The sequence below is a fragment of the Pseudomonas sp. R1-1 genome, from assembly GCF_051132135.1.
In the GTDB taxonomy this organism is placed as follows: domain Bacteria; phylum Pseudomonadota; class Gammaproteobacteria; order Pseudomonadales; family Pseudomonadaceae; genus Aquipseudomonas.
Map to the genome: position 1 here is coordinate 2,634,828 of NZ_CP071663.1, position 23,471 is coordinate 2,658,298.

General features: G+C 59.9%; 21 protein-coding genes. 9 read left to right on the top strand and 12 right to left on the bottom strand.

All coding sequences use genetic code 11. The features are described 5' to 3' along the window. Positions 1–56 precede the first annotated feature (56 nt). Positions 57–821: an SDR family NAD(P)-dependent oxidoreductase gene (locus tag J3P75_RS11985; RefSeq protein WP_434710667.1), complete on the bottom strand. Its 765-nt coding sequence runs from the start codon at positions 819–821 to the stop codon at positions 57–59. Between the two features lie 233 nt (positions 822–1,054). Here J3P75_RS11985 and J3P75_RS11990 point away from each other — a divergent pair, with 233 nt between their 5' ends. Further along, positions 1,055–1,924: a helix-turn-helix domain-containing protein gene (locus tag J3P75_RS11990; RefSeq protein WP_434710668.1), complete on the top strand. Its 870-nt coding sequence runs from the start codon at positions 1,055–1,057 to the stop codon at positions 1,922–1,924. Positions 1,925–2,093: 169 nt separating this feature from the next. Continuing rightward, complete coding sequence (locus tag J3P75_RS11995; protein ID WP_434710670.1) at positions 2,094–2,828, top strand: SDR family oxidoreductase; 735 nt, start codon at positions 2,094–2,096, stop codon at positions 2,826–2,828. A 99-nt stretch (positions 2,829–2,927) separates the two neighbouring features. On the opposite strand, the gene J3P75_RS12000 is transcribed toward J3P75_RS11995, so the two are convergent. The 4 genes from J3P75_RS12000 to J3P75_RS12015 form a co-directional block, all read right to left on the bottom strand. Continuing rightward, a complete protein-coding gene (locus J3P75_RS12000; RefSeq protein WP_434710672.1) occupies positions 2,928–4,280 on the bottom strand; it encodes a c-type cytochrome in 1,353 nt (450 codons plus the stop codon). Positions 4,281–4,297: 17 nt separating this feature from the next. Beyond that, positions 4,298–6,553, bottom strand: a complete 2,256-nt coding sequence (locus tag J3P75_RS12005) for a molybdopterin cofactor-binding domain-containing protein (protein WP_434710674.1) — start codon at positions 6,551–6,553, stop codon at positions 4,298–4,300. Next, positions 6,553–7,008 carry a (2Fe-2S)-binding protein gene (locus J3P75_RS12010; RefSeq protein WP_203418363.1) on the bottom strand — a complete coding sequence of 152 codons (456 nt, stop codon included), beginning with the start codon at positions 7,006–7,008 and terminating at the stop codon, positions 6,553–6,555. Before J3P75_RS12010 ends, J3P75_RS12005 begins: the two co-directional genes overlap by 1 nt. Before the next feature lie 301 nt (positions 7,009–7,309). Then, positions 7,310–7,969 (bottom strand): glutathione S-transferase, encoded by a 660-nt coding sequence (locus tag J3P75_RS12015; protein ID WP_434711271.1) that lies wholly within the window; start codon positions 7,967–7,969, stop codon positions 7,310–7,312. A 184-nt stretch (positions 7,970–8,153) separates the two neighbouring features. On the opposite strand from J3P75_RS12015, the gene J3P75_RS12020 reads away from it, so the two are divergent. Beyond that, positions 8,154–8,726 carry a TetR/AcrR family transcriptional regulator gene (locus tag J3P75_RS12020; RefSeq protein WP_434710676.1) on the top strand — a complete coding sequence of 191 codons (573 nt, stop codon included), beginning with the start codon at positions 8,154–8,156 and terminating at the stop codon, positions 8,724–8,726. A 106-nt stretch (positions 8,727–8,832) separates the two neighbouring features. Here the strand turns inward: J3P75_RS12020 and J3P75_RS12025 are convergent, their stop codons facing one another. Together J3P75_RS12025 and J3P75_RS12030 are read right to left on the bottom strand one after the other, a co-directional pair. Then, complete coding sequence (locus tag J3P75_RS12025) at positions 8,833–9,462, bottom strand: DUF3885 domain-containing protein (RefSeq protein ID WP_434710678.1); 630 nt, start codon at positions 9,460–9,462, stop codon at positions 8,833–8,835. Positions 9,463–9,631: 169 nt separating this feature from the next. Then, on the bottom strand, positions 9,632–10,546 hold the full coding sequence (locus J3P75_RS12030; RefSeq protein WP_434710680.1) for a LysR family transcriptional regulator: 915 nt from the start codon (positions 10,544–10,546) through the stop codon (positions 9,632–9,634). A gap of 172 nt (positions 10,547–10,718) precedes the next feature. Here J3P75_RS12030 and J3P75_RS12035 point away from each other — a divergent pair, with 172 nt between their 5' ends. After that, the gene (locus tag J3P75_RS12035; RefSeq protein ID WP_434710682.1) at positions 10,719–11,729 is read left to right on the top strand and encodes a zinc-dependent alcohol dehydrogenase family protein; all 1,011 of its coding nucleotides are present in this window, start codon (positions 10,719–10,721) and stop codon (positions 11,727–11,729) included. A 345-nt stretch (positions 11,730–12,074) separates the two neighbouring features. On the opposite strand, the gene J3P75_RS12040 is transcribed toward J3P75_RS12035, so the two are convergent. The 3 genes from J3P75_RS12040 to J3P75_RS12050 all read right to left on the bottom strand — a co-directional run bounded on the left by J3P75_RS12040 (position 12,075) and on the right by J3P75_RS12050 (position 16,818). Further along, positions 12,075–12,434 (bottom strand): DUF6124 family protein, encoded by a 360-nt coding sequence (locus J3P75_RS12040; RefSeq protein WP_434710684.1) that lies wholly within the window; start codon positions 12,432–12,434, stop codon positions 12,075–12,077. A gap of 371 nt (positions 12,435–12,805) precedes the next feature. Continuing rightward, on the bottom strand, positions 12,806–13,927 hold the full coding sequence (locus J3P75_RS12045) for an SMP-30/gluconolactonase/LRE family protein (protein ID WP_434710686.1): 1,122 nt from the start codon (positions 13,925–13,927) through the stop codon (positions 12,806–12,808). Between the two features lie 179 nt (positions 13,928–14,106). Then, positions 14,107–16,818, bottom strand: coding sequence for an AAA domain-containing protein (locus J3P75_RS12050; protein WP_434710688.1), 2,712 nt, complete (start codon positions 16,816–16,818; stop codon positions 14,107–14,109). A gap of 342 nt (positions 16,819–17,160) precedes the next feature. Here J3P75_RS12050 and J3P75_RS12055 point away from each other — a divergent pair, with 342 nt between their 5' ends. After that, positions 17,161–17,640, top strand: coding sequence for a MerR family transcriptional regulator (locus tag J3P75_RS12055; protein ID WP_434710689.1), 480 nt, complete (start codon positions 17,161–17,163; stop codon positions 17,638–17,640). A 15-nt stretch (positions 17,641–17,655) separates the two neighbouring features. On the opposite strand, the gene J3P75_RS12060 is transcribed toward J3P75_RS12055, so the two are convergent. Both J3P75_RS12060 and J3P75_RS12065 read right to left on the bottom strand, forming a co-directional pair. Next, complete coding sequence (locus J3P75_RS12060; RefSeq protein ID WP_434710691.1) at positions 17,656–18,660, bottom strand: acetoacetate decarboxylase (ADC); 1,005 nt, start codon at positions 18,658–18,660, stop codon at positions 17,656–17,658. 37 nt (positions 18,661–18,697) lie between these two features. After that, complete coding sequence (locus J3P75_RS12065) at positions 18,698–19,435, bottom strand: type 1 glutamine amidotransferase domain-containing protein (protein WP_434710692.1); 738 nt, start codon at positions 19,433–19,435, stop codon at positions 18,698–18,700. On the opposite strand from J3P75_RS12065, the gene J3P75_RS12070 reads away from it, so the two are divergent. From J3P75_RS12070 to J3P75_RS12085, 4 genes are all read left to right on the top strand, one after another. Further along, the gene (locus J3P75_RS12070) at positions 19,367–19,606 is read left to right on the top strand and encodes a hypothetical protein (RefSeq protein WP_434711404.1); all 240 of its coding nucleotides are present in this window, start codon (positions 19,367–19,369) and stop codon (positions 19,604–19,606) included. The two genes, J3P75_RS12065 and J3P75_RS12070, sit on opposite strands and share 69 nt — an antisense overlap. A 56-nt stretch (positions 19,607–19,662) precedes the next feature. Beyond that, positions 19,663–20,895: an NADH:flavin oxidoreductase/NADH oxidase family protein gene (locus J3P75_RS12075; RefSeq protein WP_434710694.1), complete on the top strand. Its 1,233-nt coding sequence runs from the start codon at positions 19,663–19,665 to the stop codon at positions 20,893–20,895. A 130-nt stretch (positions 20,896–21,025) separates the two neighbouring features. After that, the gene (locus tag J3P75_RS12080) at positions 21,026–22,033 is read left to right on the top strand and encodes an NAD(P)-dependent oxidoreductase (protein ID WP_434710696.1); all 1,008 of its coding nucleotides are present in this window, start codon (positions 21,026–21,028) and stop codon (positions 22,031–22,033) included. 89 nt (positions 22,034–22,122) lie between these two features. Further along, the gene (locus J3P75_RS12085; RefSeq protein ID WP_434710698.1) at positions 22,123–23,418 is read left to right on the top strand and encodes a DUF1254 domain-containing protein; all 1,296 of its coding nucleotides are present in this window, start codon (positions 22,123–22,125) and stop codon (positions 23,416–23,418) included. The last annotated feature ends 53 nt before the right edge of the window (positions 23,419–23,471 follow it).

Genomic DNA, 23,471 nt, shown 5'->3' on the forward strand with positions numbered 1-23,471 from the left:
GATCTGCCTGATCCTGCTGCGCGTGCCGGCCATTTTCGCCTGCGCCCGTTGCCGTGTCAGCCTGCGGTGACGGTCATGCCTCCGTCGACCATGACCACCGCGCCGACCATGAAACTGGCGCGATCCGAGGCGATGAACGTGACCACTTCAGCGATTTCCTCGGGTTGCGCAGCGCGGCCGATGGGCGCGTTTTCGCCGTGTTGCGCGAGGAACGCGGGGCCATCGTCGACTACGTCGTTGAGGATGTTGGTCACCACGTCACCGACGCCAACGGCATTGACGCGAATGCCATGGCCGATCACTTCCAGGGCCAGGGTGCGTGTAAGTTGTGCCAGCGCACCCTTTGAGGCGGTGTAGGCGGCGATGGTCGGGAAGGCGAAATAGGATGCATAGGAGGCGATGTTGACGATCGCGCCGGACTGGTTCGGGATCATCGCTTTGACCGCTTCGCGACTGTGCAGGAAGGCTGCGGTGGCGTTGACCGCTTGAATGCGCTCCCAATCGTCGCGGGTCATGTCGACCACCAGTTTGTTGATGATGATCCCGGCGTTGTTGACCAGAATATCCAGACGGCCGAACTGCTCAACGGCCAGGGCTACCGCGCGTTCGGCGGCGCCGTCCTCGGTGATGTCGGCCACCAGCGGCACCAGGCCGGGGCGGGCCAGTTCCTGCACGGCGGGGTTGAGGTCTTCGGCAACGACTTTGGCGCCACGGGCATGCAGCAACAAGGCGATCGCCTTGCCGATGCCGCTGGCCGCGCCGGTCACCAGGGCCACTTTGCCCATCACTTCGTTTGGCGTGCTGTTGTTGATCTCGCTCATGATCTTCTCCACGTTGTGATCCAGTCAGGATTGCCTTGCCAGCAACGTTTGGCGCTGGCGACGGTTCAACTGTCTCGCAATGCGCGGGTGACAACTTTCGCGGGCTTGCCGAGGCTATCGGAGTTTTGCGCCCAATATGCTCACGGCTGGGCTATCGTCTGGTTTTGCAACCACGGAAATGAAAGGGTCGTTTCATGGCGAATACTACTCAGATCCGCATAACAGGCGAGTCCATGGCTGATTACCTGCCGGGTGAGCCGCTCGCGCTGACTTCGCGACCGCAAGTCGACGATGTCGTGATTCAGCTGTTCAGCCATCGCAGCATCAACGAGCCGATCACGGTGCCCGCGGTGGTAGAGCCATTGCTGGTGTTGGTTCTGGCCGGCGCGGCGCGAGTGGAAGAGCGTGCGCCGGGTGGCGAGTGGGAGGCGGCAGAGGTCAGCGCCGGCGACTTTTTCCTCACTCAATCGGAGGAGCCTTATGAAATGCGCTGGCAGACCCACGGCGGCGAAACCTTTGAAGTCATGCACCTTTATCTGGGCTTGCCGCTGATCGAACGTGCCTCGCGGGAGCTGTCCGGGCAAGCCGGCGCGCCGCTGCGTTTGCGCGATGTTTCAGGCGCGCGGGATTCGCGCGTTGCGTTTGTCATGCAGCAATTGCGCAGCGAACTGATCGAGCAACGCACGCCCAGCCCACTGTTCGTTCAGTCGCTGGCCCAGGCGCTGGCGGTGCACCTGCTGCGCACCTATCAGGCCGAGTCTCAGGCGGGGCGTCGGGTCAATGCGTTGCAGGCTTACAAACTGCGCAAAGTCATCGATGCGATGACTGCGCATATGGACGACGAATTCAGCCTGGCGAGATTGGCCGCGCTCGCCGAACTCAGCGAATACCACTTCAGTCGCCTGTTCAAACGCGCCACCGGTCTGGCGCCTTCGCAATATTTCATCCGTTTGCGCATGGCCCGCGCGCGGCAACTGTTGCTCGAATCGCAGCGCAGCGTGATCGACATTGGTCTGGAGGTCGGCTATTCCAGCGCCAGTCATTTCTCGCAGGTGTTCCGCCGTGAAGTGGGCGTCACGCCCAGCGAATTTCGCGGTGCTTGAATAGCACCGATAACCATCACCGCTCACCCAGACACGAATAGGCAAACCTCACGCAGCTTTCGGCACGCGTCCACCGCGCCTGCGCGCTTAACCTTTTCGACGTACCCAGCCAACACCCCGCAGCCTGCGGCCCGGCTGACTTCCCATGCACTGAGCAGGAGAAACGGATATGTCGAACATCCACAACAAAGTCGTACTGATCACCGGCGCCAGCAGCGGTATCGGCGAAGCTGCCGCACGGCTGATCGCTGCCAAAGGCGCGCATGTGGTACTCGGTGCCCGCCGCACCGAACGCCTGGAAAAACTGGTCGGCGAAATCCGCAGCGAAGGCGGCTCGGCCAGCGCTCGTGCACTCGACGTGACCGATATGAACTCGATGCAGGCCTTCGTTGAATTCGCCAAGGCGCAGCACGGCAAAGTCGACGTGATCATCAACAACGCCGGGGTCATGCCGCTGTCGCCACTCGCTGCGCTGAAGGTCGATGAATGGAATCAGATGCTCGACGTCAACGTGCGCGGCGTGCTGCACGGCATCGCCGCGGTGCTGCCGGGAATGCAAGCGCAAGGCTTCGGACAGGTGATCAATATCTCTTCAATTGGCGGCCTCTCGGTATCACCGACCGCAGCGGTGTATTGCGCCACCAAATTCGCAGTCAGGGCCATCTCCGATGGCCTGCGTCAGGAAACGGACAAGATCCGTGTGACCGTGGTTTGCCCGGGTGTGGTCGAGTCCGAGCTGGCCGATTCGATTTCCGATGAGGTCGCGCGTGAGGAAATGAGAGCGTTCCGCAGCGTAGCGCTGGGTGCCGATGCGATTGCGCGCGCGCTGGTTTACGCGATTGATCAGCCTGACGATGTCGATGTCAGTGAGATTGTCGTGCGGCCGGTGGCCAGTCCGCATTGATGGATTGAGACAAGTCGCCGGTTTACAAAGCCTGTGACGTTCTCATTGACAGTAAAATGCCGGTCCCACGCGGGACCGGCAATTGCTGTCTCAGCGCTGCTAACGCATCTGCAAAATAATCGGACTGCTGCTCGCCGGATCGGTGTGTTCGCGCAGCTTGCCGACCGACGCGGCATCGACCGCGCTGGCCTGATTGCCCCAGGTACTGCGCATGAAACTCAGCACCTCAGCGATCTGCTGATCCGACAGTTGTTCGCGGAACGCCGGCATCCGATAAGCGTCTGGGACGCCTGCTGCGACGACCCGTTGCGAGCCGTTAAGAGTGATGTTGATCGCGGATGCCTGTTCCTTCGCCAGCGCCGAAGTGGCACCCGCCAGCGGCGGCATCCATTCGGCCTGCCCCTTGCCGTCGACACCGTGGCAAGACGCGCAGCGCGTGACGTACGTATGCGCGCCGGGGCTGTCCAGGCTTGGCGCGGCAGACGCTTGCTGGTATTGCCAGGGCGGACCATCACGTTGCGGGTCGCCGGGCAGCGATTTCAGGTAATGGGCGATGGCGCTCAGATCCTCGTCGCTCATGAACTGCGTGGAGTTGTTGAAGGCTTCGGTCATCGAGCCGTAAACCACCGCATGGCGGTTGCGCCCCGTTTTGAGAAACAGGACGATTTCCGCCTCGTTCCAGCGGCCCAGTCCGGTGTTGTGATCGTCGCGCAGGCTCGGCGCATACCAGCCGTCGAGCAGTGCACCGGCGAGGTACGGTTGGCCCGATTCATCGAGCGCTTTCTCGTTGAACGCCAAGCCGCGTGGCGTGTGGCAGCTGCCGCAATGCCCGGCGCCCTGGACCAGATAGGCGCCGCGGTTCCACTGTGCATCCTGTGAGGGTTTGCTGGCGTAAGGTTCGGCGTCGACAAACACGCCGTTCCACATCGCAATCGGCCAGCGCAGGTTCAGCGGCCAGGGGATCGAACTCGGCTGGTTGGCTTGCTTGACCGGCGCCACGCCTTTCATGAAAAACCCATACAACGCACGCACGTCGTCATCACTCAGCTTGGCATACGAGGGGTACGGCATCGCCGGGTACAAACGCCGGCCGCCCGGCGCCACGCCATGGCGCACCGCACGGTCGAAGTCGGCGAGGCTGTAGCGGCCAATCCCGGTGTCCGCATCCGGGGTGATATTGGTCGCATGGATCACGCCCAGCGGTGTGGCCATTTCCAGGCCACCGGCAAACGGCGCGCCGCCCGGCACGCTGTGGCAGGCCACGCAGTCGCTGAGTCGGGCGACGTATTCGCCGCGAGTGACCAGCCCGGGGTCGATGTCGGCCACGCTGAACGGTGGCTTTTCCAGGGGCGAGACAGGCTCGCGGGTGACATACCAGGCCAGCAGACCTGCCGCGATCAGACACGGCACGGCCAGCCAGCCAGCGGTTCTTGCGAATCGGCTGTTATTCATAAACGCTCCGGCGCTGATCAGGCGAAAGTGTGGCGGCTCATGGGCAGGCTGCGAACTCGCTGCCCGGTCAGTGCGGCCACCGCGTTGGCGACGGCCGGCGCGACCGCGGGCAGTGGCGGTTCACCGATGCCACCCATTTTTTCCCCGCTTTCAACCACCCGCACATGCACCCTGGCCATGCGCGAAGGCGCCAGGATCGGATACAGGTCGTAATTGCGCGCACGCGGTTTGCCATCGAGCCACACGGCTTCTTCGACCAGCGTCTGCGACAGCCCCAACGCCACGGCGCCGTTGACCTGCGCCTCGACAATCGCCGGGTTGACGATGCTGCCGGGGTCGATCGCCTGCCAGATGTCGTGCACCTTGACCTGGCCATTTTCGATCGACACTTCGGCAATCACGGCCGTCTCGGTGCCGAACGGCGACGCCATCGCCACACCGCGCGCACGCCGGCTGCCATCTTCGGCAGTGAACGGTCCGCGCTTCCAGCCGCCCGACAACTCGGCCACCGCTTGCAGCAGGGTGGTCAGCCGAGCATTGTCACGCAGCAAATGCAGGCGCAGGTCGAACGGGTCCTTGCCGCCCTTGTCGGCCAGTTCGTCGAGGAACGATTCATAGAAAAAGTCGTTCAGCGAATTGCCCACCGAACGCCAGTAACCGAGCATGGCCGGGCCTTTGACGTAGATCTGCGCGATGCGCTTGTTGGCGATCGCATACGACTTGCCGGACAAGCCTTCCAGGGCCGTCGGGTCGAGCTTTTCGCCTTGCTTGCCGGCGATGGCTTCGGTGGGGCCTTCGGTGGCGCTGATCGCTTCGATTGCCAACGGCCAGCCGTCGTTATCCAGCGCCGCGCGAAAGTTGACCGCTGCCACTGGGCGCAGCACGTCACGCAGAAATTCCTCTTCGCGGCTCCAGATCAGTTTGACCGGTCGCCCGACTGCCTTCGCCAGCTCGATGGCCTGCGGGTACGGACTGGCCGAGTCGTAGAGAAAATGCCGACCGAAAAACCCGCCCAGCAGCGGCGAGTGCAGGGTGATTTGCCCAAGCTCGAGACCGGTGCGTTTGGCGATGTCGGCGCGATACAGATCGGGTGCCTGATTCGGCAGCCAGACTTCCAGCGAGCCATTGGCATTGAAGCGGGCCAGCGCCGACGGCGGTTCGAGTTGCGCGTGATTGAGGTACTGGTTGTGATACGTCGCATCGACGCGGGTTTTCGCGATGGCCAGACTCGCGGCCACGTCACCCTCGTTTTCATCGTCACGGGCCGGGCCTTTTTCCGCTGCCAGACGCTTGAAATACTCATCGCTGGAAAAATCCGCCGGCATCACGCGGACCGGGCTGTCGGCGCCCGGTTCCTGCCAGTCGACCTGAATGGCCTCGACCGCGCGTTTGGCGTGCCACCAACGCTCGGCGAGCACCGCCACGGCGCCGGGCAGACGGTGCACCGAATGCACGCCTTTCATGGCTTTGACCTGCTCTTCGTTGCGCAGATTGCCCACGGTCATGCCCAGACGCGGCGCATGCTGAACAGCGGCGTGGAGCATGTCGTCGACCGTAAGATCGATGCAGTAGAGCGCCTTGCCAGTGGACTTGTCGTATGCGTCGATGCGCTTGACCGGCTTGCCGATCCAGCGGAACTGGCTCGGATCGCGCAGCTTGACGCTGGCCGGGTCGGGCACCGGCAAATCCATCGCGCGTTCGGCCAACTCACCGTAGGTCAGCGCGCGGCCGGATGCGGCGTGCAGCACTTTGCCCGGTTCGGTGCTGAGTTCGCTCACTGGCACGCCGAGCCGTTCGGCGCCCGCTTGCAACAGCATGGCGCGGGCGAGGGCGCCGAGGCGGCGCATCACCGGATAGCTCATGCGCACCGACATGCTGCCGCCGGTGATGCGCATGCCGTTGTCCATCACCACATACGCCTCACCCGGCGGCGCGGCTTCGACCAGAAACGTCGCCGGATCGGCGTCGAGTTCTTCGCCGACAATCTGCGCCATCGCCGTGAAAGTGCCTTGGCCACCTTCCATGAACGGGCACATCAGGCGCACGCGGTTGTCCGGGCGAATCTCCAGAAACGCCGGCACTTGCGTACCGCGTTCGCTGGTCGTGGCAGCCGCAGCGGCGGCCAATGCCCGAGGTGTACCGAGTGGCAGGCCAAAGCCCAGCACCAACGCGCCGACGGCGGTGCCGGTGAGAAAGCGGCGGCGGGAAAGGTTGATCGGCATGGTCAGGTCAGGCAACGAGGATTGAGCTGGGGTTTCGCTGGAAACTTTCATCAGGCGTCCCTCTTGCCAGCCAGCTCATGCACGGCGGCATGAATGGCGTTGTAAGTGCCGCAGCGACACAGATTGACCATCGCTGCTTCGATCTGCGCATCGCTCGGCGCGGGGTTGTGCTTGAGCAGCGCGGTCGCGGCCATGACCTGCCCGGACTGGCAATAACCGCATTGCGCCACTTGCAGCTCGACCCAGGTCGCGACCACACGTTTGCCCACCTCGTCGGATTCGATGGCTTCAATGGTGGTGATATCGCGGCCAACCACACCGGCCACCGGCGTGACGCACGAGCGCACCACATTGCCATCCACCAGCACCGAGCAGGCGCCGCATTGGGCCAGGCCGCAGCCATATTTGGTGCCGGTCATGCCGAGGTCATCGCGCAATACCCAGAGCAAAGGCGTATCAGCGTCGGCATCGACCTGAACGGTCTTCTGGTTGATTCGTAGTTCCATGGGTTCACCCGCCTGATCATCGGTTGACGTGCATTTTTATAAGCATGGGCCGCAGCGCCAGTGAGCGTGTTTGTCACTGAGGTTGGCGCGCTGCGAAGTCCGCGCGCGCGCGTGTGGGCGCGGTTGCGGTTGTTATCGGACTGTATGGCGTCGCGCGCGCGTTGGGTATCCGTCGCCATGCAAGTCCAGAGGATCAGGCAAGCATTCAAGAGGATTGCGCTAGAGCGTAGGCCATCCGCTCGCAGAATGTGGCGGGAGGCGTGAGCGCTGCCGCCCCTGAAGCGGGGCGGCAACTGTGGGTTTATCGGCGTTGCGCGTCTCCTTGCTCAACCATCGCCCGCCATTGCTGCACGCTTGGCCGCGCCTGCACCCGCACATGCCAGGCCTTCAACGCCACACATTCATCCGGCACTGGCAGATCGACCAGCGCGGAGAAAATCATCCCGCCCAGCACGGCAATATCGGCCATGGAAAAGTCCTCGCCGGCGACATAAGGCCGATCCCGCAGAATGTTGTCGAAGTAGCGCATGCCGCGTACAGCCTTGTCGCGCATGCGCAGGCCCCATTCGGCGTTCTGATACAGCTCGACCTCTGGGCCAAGGCCCGGTGTGCCGTGGTGGAAGTACACGCTGACCGCGTCGAGAAATTCGATCTCGGCGCGTTTGGTCATCATGTGGATCAGGCCTTTCTCCACCGGCGTGCGGCCGGTGAGTATCGGGTTGTTATCGAGGCTGTCGAGGTACTGAGTGATCGCCGTGCACTCGGCAATCAGCGTGCCGTCCTGCAACTCGAGCAAGGGCAGCGTGCCCGAGTAGTTCAGGCGCAGAAATTCAGGTTGCTTGTGCTCGCCGGTCCACAGGTTGACCGAGACGAAATCGATGCGCGACAGCAGCGATTTTTCTGCCAGTGCGATGCGCACACGGGCCGGGTAGGGGCCGTTGTACCAGTCGTAGATTTTCATCATCGGCAGCGAAGCAGGATCGATCACAGCATTGGAATAAGTCATTTCGGATTACCTGCCTGTCATTTGGTAGGTGAGAGATTGCGACCAGTTTTGCACTGTGTCAACCCCTACCTGCCAATTGGCAGGTAAACATTCTGCGCGTACACTCCACGCCATGATCGAAGGCATTGAGGACCTGAAAATGAGCGTGAACGCGCGTGAAGCGATTCTGGAGGCGGCGAAGACAGCCGCGCAATTACACGGCTACAGCGGCATCAATTTCCGCAGCATCGGCGAAGTGGTGGGCATCAAGAACGCCAGTATTTACTACCACTTCCCGAGCAAGGCAGATCTGGGCGCAGCCGTCGCCGAACGCTATTGGCAGGACGCGGCGCAAGTGCTCGAAGGCATTCGCCAGGCCAATCTCGATGCGCAACGCTGCCTGATGCTATATCCGTCGATCTTCCGCACCTCTCTCGAAAGCGGCAACCGGCTATGCCTGGCGAGCTTCATGGCCGCCGAATATCAAGACCTGCCGGACGAGGTCAAAGCGCAGGTCAAACGGTTTGCAGAGGCTAATATTGAGTGGCTGACCGAGGTGTTGGTCAGCGCCGGCGGGGCGGATGAAGATCGCTGCAAGGCGCGCGCCCGGGCGATTTACGCGGCGGTGGCTGGTGCGCAGTTGATTGCGCGCAGTCGGGGGGATATTGGGTTGTTTGACGAGTTGATTGGCAGTTATGTCGAGGCGGGGTTGATCGGTCCTTTGACCGAGTGAACAGACGCTTCACGTCGCGGCAACGCTGATGCAAAGCCTGCCTTGTCGTTAATGGTCAATCAAAGACCGCCTGGCAGTGGTCGCCGCGCTAAATCCAGCAAAGACGCTAGCGCAAAAACTTTTCGAATGTAGCGTCCATCGTGTGTCGGTCATAATCCAGCAAGTATCCAGGATACTGACGATAAAGCTTCGCAAGCAGATCTTTGTTAGGGCCGACCACATCCATACCTCTATCGTCGTACGGAAAAACCATGACTTGCTTGTTCAGATTGAACAGGTAAACCGCGCATTGGGGGTTAGGCTGGATAGCGGCAAAATCCTTGGTCAAAGCGCACCATAGCAATGACTGAAGCAAAGTCGCAGGCGCTTCAAACGCGACGTTGATCCAGAACTCCGGCTCTCCGGCGCAAAACCATTCTTGTGGGTCTATCTCCTCGCTCCAGACTGAGCACTCCGAGGGTAAGTCGATCCCGGCTGACCGCAGAGCCTGGATACGGGGCCGATGGGCAAATTTGTTGGCGCCCGAATGAAAGCGAAGACAAGCGACAAGTGTTGTATCGTTCAGGAAGATATCGCTGCAGATTTCTTTTGCCTTCAGAAGTGCTGTAAGGAATTGCTCTAGCACCCCACCGGATCCGGATAGCGCAAAACGCAGGCCTCCTGGACATGAATAGAAAAGCGGTCTGGCAAATGCTTTGCCAGCAAAGATTCTTTCAATTTCAGAATGTAGATTCACTGGATCCCTTGATGACTGACTGCCCGACTCATTAGCCATGAGCGGTGCGGACGGATACTACGTCATACATGATTTGATGGCTAAGACGTGGGCGTCTGCGGCGCATAAGCGGACATTAATGATGTGAGCACTCCGGACCCGCTGTCACTTTTACGGGGCTCAATGATCGCTATGCTTCCAGCCAGTCAGAATGAAGCTGCGGAATACGCGTTTGCAGCCACTCAATAAAAACTTGAACCTGGGGAGCGAGATGAGCCCGGCTCGGGTATAGCAACGACACAGGACGAGGGGCTGGCCGATAGGGTTTTAGAATCTCCACCAAACCGCGACTGACCAAATGCTCGGACACGGTAATCCCGGGTGCCTGGATGATTCCGAAACCCGACACGCCACACTGAACGTACGCATTCGACTCGGTGACGGTGATGCCGGCATCAGGCACAAAGGATCGATCCTGACCTTTCACCGAAAAATGCCAGGGTAATGTTCTGTTGCTCTGGCCGGATAAGAAGTTGACGCCTCGATGGGAGGCCAGCTCACCGAGTGTCTTGGGTTCGCCATGCTCGTTCAAATAATCGGGCGCGGCACACGTCACCATGGTCGCCATCGCAACAGGGCGAGCGATCAAGGTCGAATCCGGTAGATCGCCGATACGCAACGCACAGTCGACGCCTTCGCCGATCAAGTCGACGGCCCGATCAGTCACGCCCAGAATCATGTTGATGTTTGGGTAGCAGACGGTGAATTCTTTAAGGCTGTTGATGAATTTCATCTGCGCGAAGGCGCTTGGAATATCGACGCGAAGTCGTCCTGTGAGGGTTGCTCCTGATCGATCGAACATCGAGGTCGCAGCAGAAATGCCCGCCAGAATTTCCTGTACCCGCTCGTAGAACCTCTCGCCCTCGGCAGTAAGCGCCACTTTCCTCGTAGTGCGCTGGAACAGGCGCACGCCTAACGACGTCTCCAACTCCTGGATGTACCGAGTGACTTGTGGTCGCCCAATGTCCAGTGATTCTGCAGCTTTGGTAAAACTGCCGAGTTCGGCAAGCCTGGCAAACAGTCGCATTGATTGAAGCAAATCCATGACGCTTTCCTGTGTATCCGTCTGACGCACGAAGTTGAAAGTGATTGTTGCCCAAGAATAGAACAATCATGTCTTTTTCCACGCATTTATTGCGCGCCCTCAACAGCGAAAAATGCACCCAAGGCTGAACCGGCTTGGTTCATCACCATTGATATGTATTGGGAGACTCGCAATGAAAGCTTGGTTATTGAAAGATTTCGGACTCGACAACCTGCAATTGGGGGAGGTGGAGACCCCGCAACCCAAGGCTGGCGAGTTATTGGTAAAGGTCGGTGCTGTTTCGCTCAACTTTCGCGACAAGGCTATCGTCGACGGCATTTATGAACCGCACATGGTGCCCAAGCCACTGATTCCAGTGAGCGATGCAGCCGGCACGGTGGTAGCCATTGGTGACAACGTTACGCGCTTTAAGGTCGGTGATCGCGTCAACTCCCATCTTTACTCGCGTTGGCTGGATGGCGAGCCAGGGCCGAACGAACCCGATTACTGCTTCGGTTCGCCGTTGCCTGGCGGTTTGGCCGAATACATGATCATTCATGAGGATAGCGCCGTCGGTGCCCCGGACAACATGAGTGACGTAGAGGCGGCAACACTTCCTATTGCTGCGCTTACGGCTTGGTATTCGCTGGTCGACTTTGGACAAATCCAGTCGGGCCAGACCGTATTGGTTCAAGGCACCGGGGGCGTATCAATATTTGCCGTGCAGATCGCTACTGCGCTGGGCGCGAAGGTAATCGCAACGTCGAGTAGCGACCAAAACCTGCAAGCCGTGAAGACGCTCGGGGCTGTGGCAGGAATCAATTACAGAACAACGCCGAATTGGGCGGACGAGGTGTTGAAACTGACCGACGGCAAGGGCGTGGATCTGCTACTCGATGTGGCCGGCGGCAGTGGCATCAATCAATCAGTCGCAGCAACCAAGGCATCTGGGCGTATTGCACAGATCGGCTTTTTGACAGGGCAAACCGTTGAACTCAATCTGATGCCACTGATTTTCCGCCAGACGACCATTCGCGGTATCGCCGTGGCGCCGCGTTCATCCTTTGATCGGATGAACGCGTTTCTGAACGAACACAAAATCCGTCCCGTTATTGATCAGGTATATCCGTTCGAGGACGCACGCAAGGCTTATGAGCATCTGGCGAGGGGTGCATTTGGAAAGGTCGTGATCAAGATCGCTTGATAGTGTTTAGGCGCCAAGTTGGCGCCTTTTTTCGTCTGGGTCAGCAGGTTCAATTCTGGAGGCTAAGCCAATCGAAACTCGGACCCGGACGGCCGGTGTTGGCCGACAGCGGAAAATAAAGAGGGAACCGATTCGGGGATATTCGAGAGTGACAGCGACCTGAACGTAACGCTTCGAATCCAGAATCGCTGAACTCACTAAAGCCATAATCACTAAGGTCTTCCAGGTCGACGCATCACGAAAGACACCTCGGTCGGCCCCCTCTCCCTCCGGGAGAGGGCTGGGGTGAGGGCCGCGCTTGCTCACAGCCCCGAAGTCATCCGCCAGCCAACCCCAGCACTTACATCACTCCGGTAACTGCAAATTATCCAAAGCCCGATTCACCGCCAGCTCCCCGAGCATGATCAACTGCGAAATCCCCAACAACGCCCGACGCTGCGACGCCGGCAACAAGCTGGCGACGTTCTGCGCGATGGTCTGGGCCGAAGCGAGTGTTTCACTGGCATCGATCAGCAGCTCTTCGTTCTTATTATCCGCAGTCACGGCATACATGCCACGGTGTTTACGTGGCGGCGGCGTGGATCCGGGCGGACAGAGATAATGGTCGAGCGCACGGTCGGCAGCTTCGTGGAGTTTTTTGGAGTTAGTGGATTCGTAGGGGGATGTGGGGCTGGGTTCGGGTGGGTTGGGGGTTGGTTTGATCATGGTGAAGCTCCTTGATGACTGGAGCTGCCACCGTTCGCGGTCAAACAAACAGGGTGGCAGCTGTACGCGGGTTGACCGACCGGACATCAAGGAATCCGGCACACCCGAAGGTGTCCCACGCACAGCCACCGCGACATGATGCAGACAATGCCTGAACACGTGCAGAACGCTGGTGCGCCTTGATATTGGGCGGACGGTCAAATCCGATCGCTGATTCGTCAGCGACCGGACCACAATAGAGTTCGCCCCCAAAGCGCACAAGCCGGCAGATTCTGGCGTAGTCGTAGGCAATGGCGCAAGACGTTGTAGCCTCGCGCCAGTAAGCGGCGTGTCGTTTAAACAGCAGCGCAAATTATCTAAACGCCGTGGTTCTACAACCCAAACGTAGCCCCCCGCGTATTCACAAACAGCGAATAAATCGAATGACTGCTGGCCATGAACAACCGATTGCCTTCACGCCCGCCGAAGCACAGGTTCGGGCAGCGTTCCGGCAGTGAAATGTGCCCGATGGCCTTGCCCTGCGGATTGAACACGCGCACGCCGTCGAGTTTTTCCAGGTCGGCTTTCGGGTCGCCATTGCCGCCCCAGCCGCACCACAGGTTGCCGGCTTCGTCGCACTTGATGCCGTCGATGGCCGCGTAGTCCAGGCCTTCGATGTGCTTGCGGCGTTCGCCCAAGGTGCCGTCGTCTTTCACGGCAATCGCCCAGATCAGGCGATTGGGTTTGGCGCGGCCTTCGACGACGTAGAGGGTTTTTTCATCGGGGGAAAAGCACAGGCCGTTGGGGCCGCTCAGATCGTCGATCACCCGGGTGACTTTTTTGCTCTCGCCGTCGATGCGGTACACGGCGTGGGGTTGGGTCGGGGTGATTTTGTGGCCTTCGTAGTTGTTGCCGGTCTGGAAGGGCGGGTCGGTGAACCAGATCGAACCGTCACTTTTGCAGACGACGTCGTTGGGCGAGTTGAAGGACTTGCCGTCGTAGATGTCGGCCAGCACGGTGAGCGTGCCATTGGCTTCGGTGCGCGTGATGCGCCGGCCTTCGCTGGTGGTGGTCGAGCCTTCGCAGACGATCAGTCGGCCCTGGCGATCACGGCACATGCCGTTGGAGAAGTTCGAGTGTTCGCGGTACACACTGAAGGTGTCGGTAATTTCGTCCCACCGCATGATGCGGTTATTGGGGATGTCGCTGACCAGCAAGTAGCGGCCATCACCGACCCAGACCGGCCCTTCGGCCCAGCGCATGCCGGTGGCAAGTTTCTCGACGCTGGCGTTGAAAATCCGTAACTCGAGGAAGCTGTCGTCGAGGATGTGAATCAGTGGGTCCGGGTAGCGTTGACTCAACGGTTCGGCGGCGTCGGCGAGTCGGCTCAAGGCGCTGCTGCCGACGGCGGCGAGCGTGGCGGAAACCGCCAGGGACTTTTTCAGGAAGCTGCGGCGGGTGTTGCCTTGCGCTTGATTGAGGCTGTCAGGCAGAGCGGACAGGGATGAGTCCATGTAGCGATCTCCGTGGTTTTATTGTTTTTCGGGAGATGCATTAATACCTTCTGGTAGGACATCGTACAAGTTGTCCGTTGCCCGGGCGGCACGCGTGGTTGCGTTCGAAGCATGTGATTTGCTTTCAAAAGTCCTGTTTTGCCAAGGAGGTATCAGGGCTCACACCTGTGCCCAAGTGCTTACGGGCCATTCGCAGGACTCGCCCACTGCCCGACAAAATCGGCAACCCTGCGCGCAATATCACTCTCAACCGTCCGCAGCCGCAGAACAGGGATGCCACTTTTGGCCAGGATCTCGTTTTTTATGGCGTCCCGGGCTGCCTGCACCGGGTGATCATGGTAGCCACCGTCGACCTCGATCACGCCTACCGGCTGCTTGCCCACTTTGAAATAAATCACGAAATCGCAACTGGCGCGCCTCATGAACGCTCGCTGGGCTTGCGTCCAGTCGAGGTTGACCGGCGATGCAAGCTTTTCCAGCCGGATTTGCGTGTGGTATTTCAATGCCCGACACGCCGGGGCTGACAGCGCTTCGCGCAGTAACTGTGCGACGATCTGCTCGGACTTGTAACGTGAGTCTTCAGACCGCAAGCGGGCGTTGAGGCGTGCCAGCGATTGGTCATATTCGCGGTACAGCAGGTCAAACGCCGACACCACTGGCGCGCGGATGATTTGCTCGTCCTGCGCGTAATAGCTGATGTAGCGGATCAACGCGGCAATGTGGCCATTATTGTCAGTGAACACCTCGTCACCCGTCACCAGCGTGAAGCGATTTTTAGCCCGTGAAACGGCCACATTGATCATGCGTGGGTCGTCGACGAAATCCAGGCGTCTACGCGCCTGGTTGTAGCGTTTTTTGTCGAGCACAGTGGAGAAGACGATCTCGTCGCATTCGCGACCCTGAAACTTGTGCACGGTGTCCTTGACGAAGTCCGTCGGCAAGTGTGTGTCGGACAGGTTGACCTGCGCGCGGAACGGGGCAATGTAACCGCGACCTTCGCCGTCTATGCCCACCGCGTGCTCCTGGTCCTCAAGCACCTTCAGCAGCGAGTCCAGTTCCCGCAGGTTGGTGTTCTGCCTGGCGTGGTTGCCCTTGGCGGTCACCACCAGGCGCAGGGGGGCTTCGCCCTTGTCCTCGGTCATCGGCACCAGTGCATTGTCATAGAATTGCTGGTTGCAGAACTGGATGATTCGCGGATGGCAGCGGTAATGTTCTTTCAGCAAAGTTCTGGGCAGCGCGTCCTGGAACACCGCAATGCAGGATTCGAGCAGGCTGTATCGCTCGCAATCGTAGCCCGCGGCGGGCGCCTCAAGCCCCAGCACCACCGGGATATGCGGCAACTGGCGGTTGTCTCCAACGACGATCAGGTTCTTCGCGCAGCCCAGTGGTAGGATGCCCGGAACGATGTCCTGCAAAGAGGCTTCGTCGATGATCACGTAGTCGAGCACTGCTCCCGGGGCGATTGAGTTGACGATGGAGTGCGTACCGCTGCCCAGGATAGGGAAGCGCTGCACGAAGGCATCGAAATGCTTGCAGTAATTTTTGACATCGAAGCTGTCAGACGGCGGTTCCTGACGTTGCAGATGGTGCTTCAGATGATGCATGGACGCTGTTGTCAGTTGTTTCAGCAGGGTGGTGAAGTTCGCCCGTGCCAACGATTCACGACACGCCCGCAGTTGCGCTTCCTTGTCCCGTAGCGATTCGTCGTAGTAGTGCATTTGCAGTGCGTGAAAAACGGCCATGCGCGTCTCGCCCTCGGCGAATGGCCTGGTGCGCAGAATCCTGAATTTGAACAGCAGCTCGATGCGATCCTTGAGGTGAATGCGTTGCTCGCCGAGGTAAGCCAGGTAGGCCATGAGGTCGGCAGTCTTGCGCGGCGTCAGGCCGTACTTGTCGAGCGAGCCTGTGACCTTCACATCGCTTTCTGCCTGCCACTGCTGCAGGTAACGGCGCTCGATAAGCAGTTCGTCCAGCTCGATCTGCAGTTGTGCCGCCCTGTTGTGATCATGCAAATGCTGCTTCAAGCGAGTCAGCAACGTCTGAATCTCATCCAGGGACGGTGCCGGTTCGGTCGCGCTTGATGGCCACGCAGGCAGATCGGCGAAGAAAGCCTTGCGTTTGTCTTGGTTGCCAAGCTTGGCGACCAAGTGGCCCAGGCCGTATTTCTCCAGCTTTTCGTAGACGTTTTCCACAGCAGCATTGTTGTTGGACAGCACGGCTACCGTCTGCCCACGTAACACGATATTGGCCAGGATGTTGAGGATCGTCTGGGTCTTGCCGGTCCCCGGCGGGCCTTCGATGACGCTGATTTGCGCGCTGAACGCGCGCTCGACCGCGTGAAGTTGGCTCTCGTTGAGCCCGAACGGATAGATGAGCCCCTGACTTGGCGCTAGCGTGCCGATGCGCCCCGAACAATAGGCTTGCAAGGCAGTGCCAGCGATGGGCGGCAGTGATTCGAGCTGGCGCAGCACGTTGCTAGCAATGTCACGATCGGTCTTGGACTGCGCCTGATCCTGTCGGGCATTCGCCACGGTGGTGAAGTAGCGAAATACCGGCGAGTCCTTCATTGATGTCAGGGCGGCAAAGCTGATGCCGTTCATCTTGAAGACATACGGCTTTTTCCCGCCCGGGTAGTGCACAACGGCGTATCGCTCGCCGTAAATCGTAGCTTTGGCGATGGGCTTGAGAAACCTGGTACCGGCCTTGTGCAGCATCACATCGGTCAACTCCCGAGTGGGAGAGACCTGGCAATCGCTGAGTGGGTGACTGGATTTTTCCTTCGAGGGGGAACGACAAGTCAATTCCAGCGCCTGAGACTGGTCGCTCCAGCGAATCGCCCAGTCGCTGATCGATGCGGTCTTGTCCTGACCCTTTACCTGAATCGAAGCCATCTTCCATATCCCTATGTGCATGACATTCGGCGTCCGCGCCGAATACTTACTTTTTGCGTAAGGGCGCATATTGCCATCATTGCAGGCTGGGTCGATAGTCGATTCGTGCGCTTGGTCGACCGGTGTTCGTTAACGACGGCTTCGAATAAAGCCGACCAGATCCCGTCGTAAACCGGGTTATTTCGACATCGTCAGTTCCAGCCTTGTACTCGGGCGCCAATCTCCGAAAAGTACATTGGTTTACCCAGCAGAGCGACGTTTGCAGCCGTGCTGCCTGGCCACTTGATTACTTCAGGTTTAACATCATCTTCAAAGTCAGGAGTTATTTTGGGAAAAAATGGCATGAGAATCGGCGAACTGGCGAAAATCAGCGGCTTGGCACCGTCACGCATCCGCTTCTACGAGGCCAGCGGTCTGATCAGATCGGTGGCGCGCAAAGCCAATGGCTATCGCGATTACGCCCCCGATACCGAGTGGGTGCTGGAGATCATCACTGGCGCGCAGGCTGCCGGATTTTCCCTCGACGAAATCCGCCAATTGATGCCGATGAACGCCAATGGCTGGCAGCATGATCAGTTGCTCAGCGGCCTCAAGCAAAAGGTCGCGGAAATCGAAGTTCTGCAACAACGGCTGGCACGCAACAAACAACAATTGCTGCAGGTGATCAAGGGTATCGAAGGCAAGCCCGAGGGCATGGCCTGTGCGGATAACGCGCAACTGCTGATCAATCGTCTGCGCGAGGAGGGCGTGGCGGGTGCTTCAGGCAAAAGTGCGGCCGAAGTGGTGAAGAAAATAACCGCCCGCCGGGCTTCCCAAGCCTGACGGGCGCAACAGGTCTCAGCGCTCGCCCACCAGCGCCGACAGGGGTTTTGGCGCATACAGCGCACTCTGGAATTCAGGCACGTATTCGTACTTCAACATTCTTCCCAGCCCCAGCGAGCGAAGGTAATTCGACAGGTCGCCGTCGCCCAGCGTCAGAGTGGCTGACTCGGCGTCACGGCTCGAAGCATGGCTGAGCTGGCGGGAGACAGCGTAGCCATAGGCCAATTGGCCCTGATGATCGAGGTTGGTGAAACTGCTGGTGATCATCTCGACATCGCGGGACAACGTGTCGAGTTTCTTCGTCGTGAAAGTCACGTCCGGCTTGCCGGTCTGACTGTCGGTGATGTGGTAGATCACCGATTGCCCATCCTCCCGGCGGTCGATGCCAGTCAACCATTTCGGCAGGTTGTAACCGACGACACCGCGCACCCGCGCCAGCTCGGTATTGACCGGCAACTTGAGCACATAACCCCAGAAGTCTTGCGACAGCGACTGGCCAACCAGTGTGACCGGGCCCAGATTGGCCTTGCCGGGTTGGTTAGTGACGATCGACACGGCCACCTCGTTATACGCGTCGTTATCGCAATGCTCGTAGGTGTAGGCGGTGAACGCGATCAGGCCGCGCCCCGGCCAGACTTGCAGCGGTTGCACGGTTGCCAGTACTTCGGCCGGCATCAGTGCGCGCAGGCGCTCGAGGTCGGCGGTATAAATGGCGGTCACGCGGCTGTTCTGGTAGTAGAAGTTGGGTGAGTAGGACTCGAAGCCGATATCGACCCTGGTCTTGTTCAGGCCCTTGAACCAGCTCAGATCAACGCCCGGATCTTCTGTGGCAATCACCGACAACGGCGGGTTGGAGCGAAAACGGTCATAGAGGCCTGCCTTGACCACGGGCACCTGATGGCCGCCGATATCGATCACGGTGGTGTCGGTGGGGCTGGGCGTTTCAGGCGTCTGCGCCAACGCAGCGTTGGCCAGTGAGTTGAACAGTAATCCTGTCAGAACGGCGCTTGCGGGTTTCAATGGGGCTTCCTCCGGCTATTGTGATCTACGAGAACTTTCAGCGCGTGCCTTCGCCAGCGTTGAGTACGGTCATCACGGCGTGTGCCACGGCTTTGGGCGATTGCGGGTTTTGCCCGGTGACCAGCCTGCCATCGGTGATGGCAAAGGCAGTGAATGGCAGCCAGGCCTTGCGGTAGCGAGCGCCTTGGCTTACCAACCGGTCTTCAAGGAAAAACGGCACCTGATCTTTCACGCCCGAGAACAGCTCTTCGCGGTTGGAGAAACCGGTGATGTTCTTACCCTTGATGAGCAACTGGCCTTGCTCATCCTTGAGGTCCAGCAGACCGGCCACGCCATGGCACACCGCCGCGACGATGCCGCCGCGGTTGTAGATCGTTTCGGCGACGCGGCGCAGGTCCGGGTTATCGGGGAAATCCCACATGACGCCATGGCCGCCGGTGAAATAGATGGCGCTGAACCGCGACGGGTCGACTTCGCTGATCGGCAGCGTGTTCTGCAGCCGGGCGCGAAAGGCCGGCGACTGCAGATGCTGGCGGGCACCCTTGTCCATGTAGAGCCAGCCAAGGCTGCGTTCGTCCAGCGGCACCGCGCCGCCTTTCGGGCTGGCGAAAACCGTGGTGTAGCCGGCTGCTTCCACGACATCGGTGAAGTGCGTCAACTCGATCAGCCACAGCCCGGTGGTATCGGTTCGCGAGGGATAGCTTGCGTGATTCGTCATGATCACCAGTATCTGGCGATCGCTGCTAACAGCCGATTGAGCATTTGCAAACGTCATGAAAGCACCACCTATCAATACCAGCGCAGAGGAAACAAGGGTCTTGAGCATCATCGGGATATCTTCAAATCGAGCAGGCCGGCGCATGCTCACCTTAAACCTCACTTTAAGGTCAATAGCCGTTTTGCGTGCGGTGCGATCATTCTCGATGCGCCTGGAAAAAACCGTTGACCTTCAAGTCGACTTCAATCTTATGGTGGCTTCCTCTCCACTTGAGGACTTGCCCCATGAACGTGTTCGACGCGCTGCTCCTGCCCAACGGTTCGACCATCAAGAACCGCATCGCCAAAGCCGCCATGGAAGAAAACATGGCCGACGCCGACCATGCCCCCTCGGCCGAACTGATGCGTCTCTATCAGGCGTGGGCCGAGGGTGGTGCCGGGCTGATCATCACCGGCAACGTGATGGTCGACGGGCGCGCCATGACCGGGCCCGGTGGCGTGGTGTTGCAGGATGACCAGCAGTTGGAAAAGTTCAAACGCTGGGCGCACATCGGGCGATCCGGCGGTGCGCAGTTCTGGTTGCAGATCAATCATCCGGGGCGTCAGATGCAGCACAGCCTTGGGCAGAAAACCTGGGCGCCGTCGCCGGTAGCGCTTGAGCTGGGCACACTGTCCACGCGTTTCGCTACGCCTCACGCGATGACCCCAAGCGTAATCAACGAGGTCATTCAGCGCTTCGCCAACACCGCGCGGCTCGGCGAGCAGGCCGGGTTCACCGGGGTGGAAATCCACGCCGCCCATGGCTATCTGTTGAGCCAGTTTTTGTCGCCGCTGACCAATCAGCGGACGGACGAGTGGGGCGGCTCGCTGGAGAATCGTGCACGTCTGCTGCTGGCAATCGTCAAGGCTGTGAGAGCCACGGTTTCGGCCGAATTCGCGGTTGCAGTCAAACTGAACTCCGCCGATTTTCAGCGCGGCGGCTTCACCGCCGAGGATGCGAAAAAGGTGGTTGCACTGCTCAACGACTCAGGTGTGGATCTGGTGGAACTGTCCGGTGGCAGTTACGAAGCGCCGGCCATGCAGGGCGAGGCGCGCGATGGCCGGACCTTGGCCCGCGAAGCTTATTTCGTTGAGTTTGCCCGCGATATACAGACCGTCGCGAACATGCCGGTGATGGTCACCGGCGGCATCCGTCGCCGTGCAGTGGCCGAAAGCGTTGTGCAGAACGGTGTCGACATGGTCGGTATCGGCACGGCGTTGGCCATCGATCCGCAGCTGCCGCGTGACTGGCTGTCAGGAAAGGACAATGCTCCACAACTGCCGCCAATCACCTGGAAAAACAAGGCCATCGCCGCTCTGGCGAACATGGCAGTGGTGAAGTTTCAGCTACGTCGACTCAGCCGGGCAAAAAAGCCTGATCCGACCGTGTCACCTTTACGCGCGCTGATTTTGCAGCAGATCGGTATGGCGTTTCGCACGCGGCAATATCGGCGCTGGGTGGAAAAACGTTCGATGTAAGTCTTGCCGTCGAACGAACGCGGCGGCCATGCGTCGGTTCGCCTCGCAACCAACCTAACGCATTGGAACCCTCATGCCCGGGCGCGCACCAACGCTAGGTTGCGACCCATAAAAACGCGGAGGGATTCCAATGTCAGTGCATCCAATTCTGTTCATGGGCGGTTCCGGCGCTATCGGCCATCGTTCTGCCAACGCCTTGCGCGCGGCCCATCCCGACGTGCCGTTGCTGATCGGCGGTCGTGACTTGGCCAAGGCTCAGCAAGCCGCCGAAGAAATGGGCGGGGCCGAGGGTGTGGTCATTGACCCGTCCGCGGAGGATCTCGGATTGGGCGATCGCCCGGTCAGCGCCGTGGCGGTTTTCTATATGGACCACACGCTGGCGGGGCTGCGGTTTGCGCAGAAGCGCCAGGTGCCGCACCTGAGCATTTCCTCGGGAGTATTCGAGATGGCGCCGCAGATCGCCGGCTACATTCACACCCCGAATGCTGCACCGATCGTGCTGGGTTACGAGTGGATGGTCGGCGCAACGACGGTGGCAACGCTGCACCTTGCCAAGGCATTTGCGCGGGTGCGCGATATTCGCATCGACGCGTTGGTCGACGAGCAGGACGGCGGCGGGCCGACCGTGGCCGCTGACTTCGAACACCTGAACAGAATGCTCCCCGCCGCGCTGACCCGACGCGAGGGGGCATATGTCTGGCGTGAGGGCGAGGAGGCGAACGTCAGCTTCCGCGCGCTGGACGGTACGCTCATGCAGGCCAGCGGTTTTTCGTCGATCGACGTCGCCGGTCTCGCCGCCGCCACCGATGCGGCCAATGTGCAGTTCAATCTCGCCAGCGGGGTCAGTTCTTCGCGGCGTGCGGGGCGGCCGATGTCGACCGAAATTCTCATCGAAATGGCCGGGGAAGGGCGCGATGGGCAAGCGTTGCATGCCCGTCATGCGCTCGTTCATCCGGCAGGCGCCGCCGCGCTGACCGGGCTGAGTATCGCCATGCTGCTGGAGCGCCTGATCGGGCTCGACGGGGCGCCGCCTACTGCGCCCGGTCTGTACTTTCCTTATCAGTTGCTGGATGCCGCCGGGTATCTGCAACGACTGGGCAAGGAGGGCGGTGAGTTGCTTGAACTGAGCAAACAGTAGGCGGCTTTTGCCGTCCCGGCAGCCATCAAACTGTCCTTTCGGGATTCCTGTCTACACTTGCCATTCCATCAAGCGTTACGGGAGTTCTCATGAAGAGAGCCGTATTTGCCGCGTCTCTGCTGGCGCTAGCGGTACCGGTCTTTGCCCAGGTTTCGGACAAAGTTGCAGAAGACGCCTACATCTATGCCTACTCGATTGATGAGGCGTACAAATTCTTCTACGAAACAGCCGTCAAGACCGACACGCCGCTGAACCGCTTCCAGAACATCCGCCACCTGGCCGATGACACCTACACCGCGCACCCGACCATCAACAACGACACCCTGCACCTCATGGGCTGGCTCGACGTGGCCGCGGAGCCGGTGATCATCAGCGTGCCCGACATGGACAAGGGCCGTTATTGGGTGCTGCACACCATGGACATGGGCCACTACACCACTTCGATGATCGGTGCGCGCACCCGCGGCACCAAGGGCGGGCATTTCATGTTCGCCGCCAACGGCTGGAAAGGCGAAGTGCCGGCCAGTGTCGACGAGGTGATCCGGGTGGATTCCAACCTGCTGAAGGTGATGGGCCGGATCATGGCCACGAGTCCCGAAGATGAAAAAGTCGCCCTCAACTATATGGACGACTGGAACGTGCGCACGCTCTCTGCGTACTTGGGCGAACCGGGGCCAAAGGAGAAACAGCGTACCTATCTCGACCCGGAAAAAAGCAATTGGCTGCAACGGGTCAACGCGATGCTGTGCGACGGCAGCATGGGCACCGCCGACAAAAAGTGGCTGGACCAGTACAAGGACATCGGCCTGGCGCCATGCAACGAAACCTTCACCCCCGAGCAGCTCAGCGCGGCGAAAAAAGGTGAAGAGCTGGGTTTGAAACACATCAAGGAACTGGCGCCAAAATTGACCAGTGGCGGCAAGTCGCTCGGCACTCGCGAGCAGCTGGGTAACGGTGCGCGCGACTTGTTCGCCGTAGGCACTTACGTGGGCCAGTGGGGCCTGCCACCGGATGAAAGCGTGTACCTCAAAGCCGAAACTGCCAGCAACGGCAAAAGCCTCAGCGGCGCCAACGGTCAAAAATACCGCATGCATTTCAAAGCGCCGGATGTCAGCCAGTTCTGGTCGTTCACCGTGTATGCCTCGGACAACCGCCTGATGGCCCACAACGCAATCAACCGCCACAGCCGCGGCGACCGCACGCTCAAACCCGATGCCAATGGCATGTACACCATCGAGCTGAGCGCCAAGGGCGATGCCAGCAACCCCAACTATCTGCCGATTCCGGAGAAAGACGCGTACATCATCATGCGCCTGTACGGCCCGAGCAAAGCCGTGCAGGAGGGCGGATACAAATTCCCTGTTATCGAGCCGGTAGCCAAATAGTCAGCGCTGATGCTCAGCGGTCCTGGCTGTATCAGGGCCGCTGAGCCGCTGGC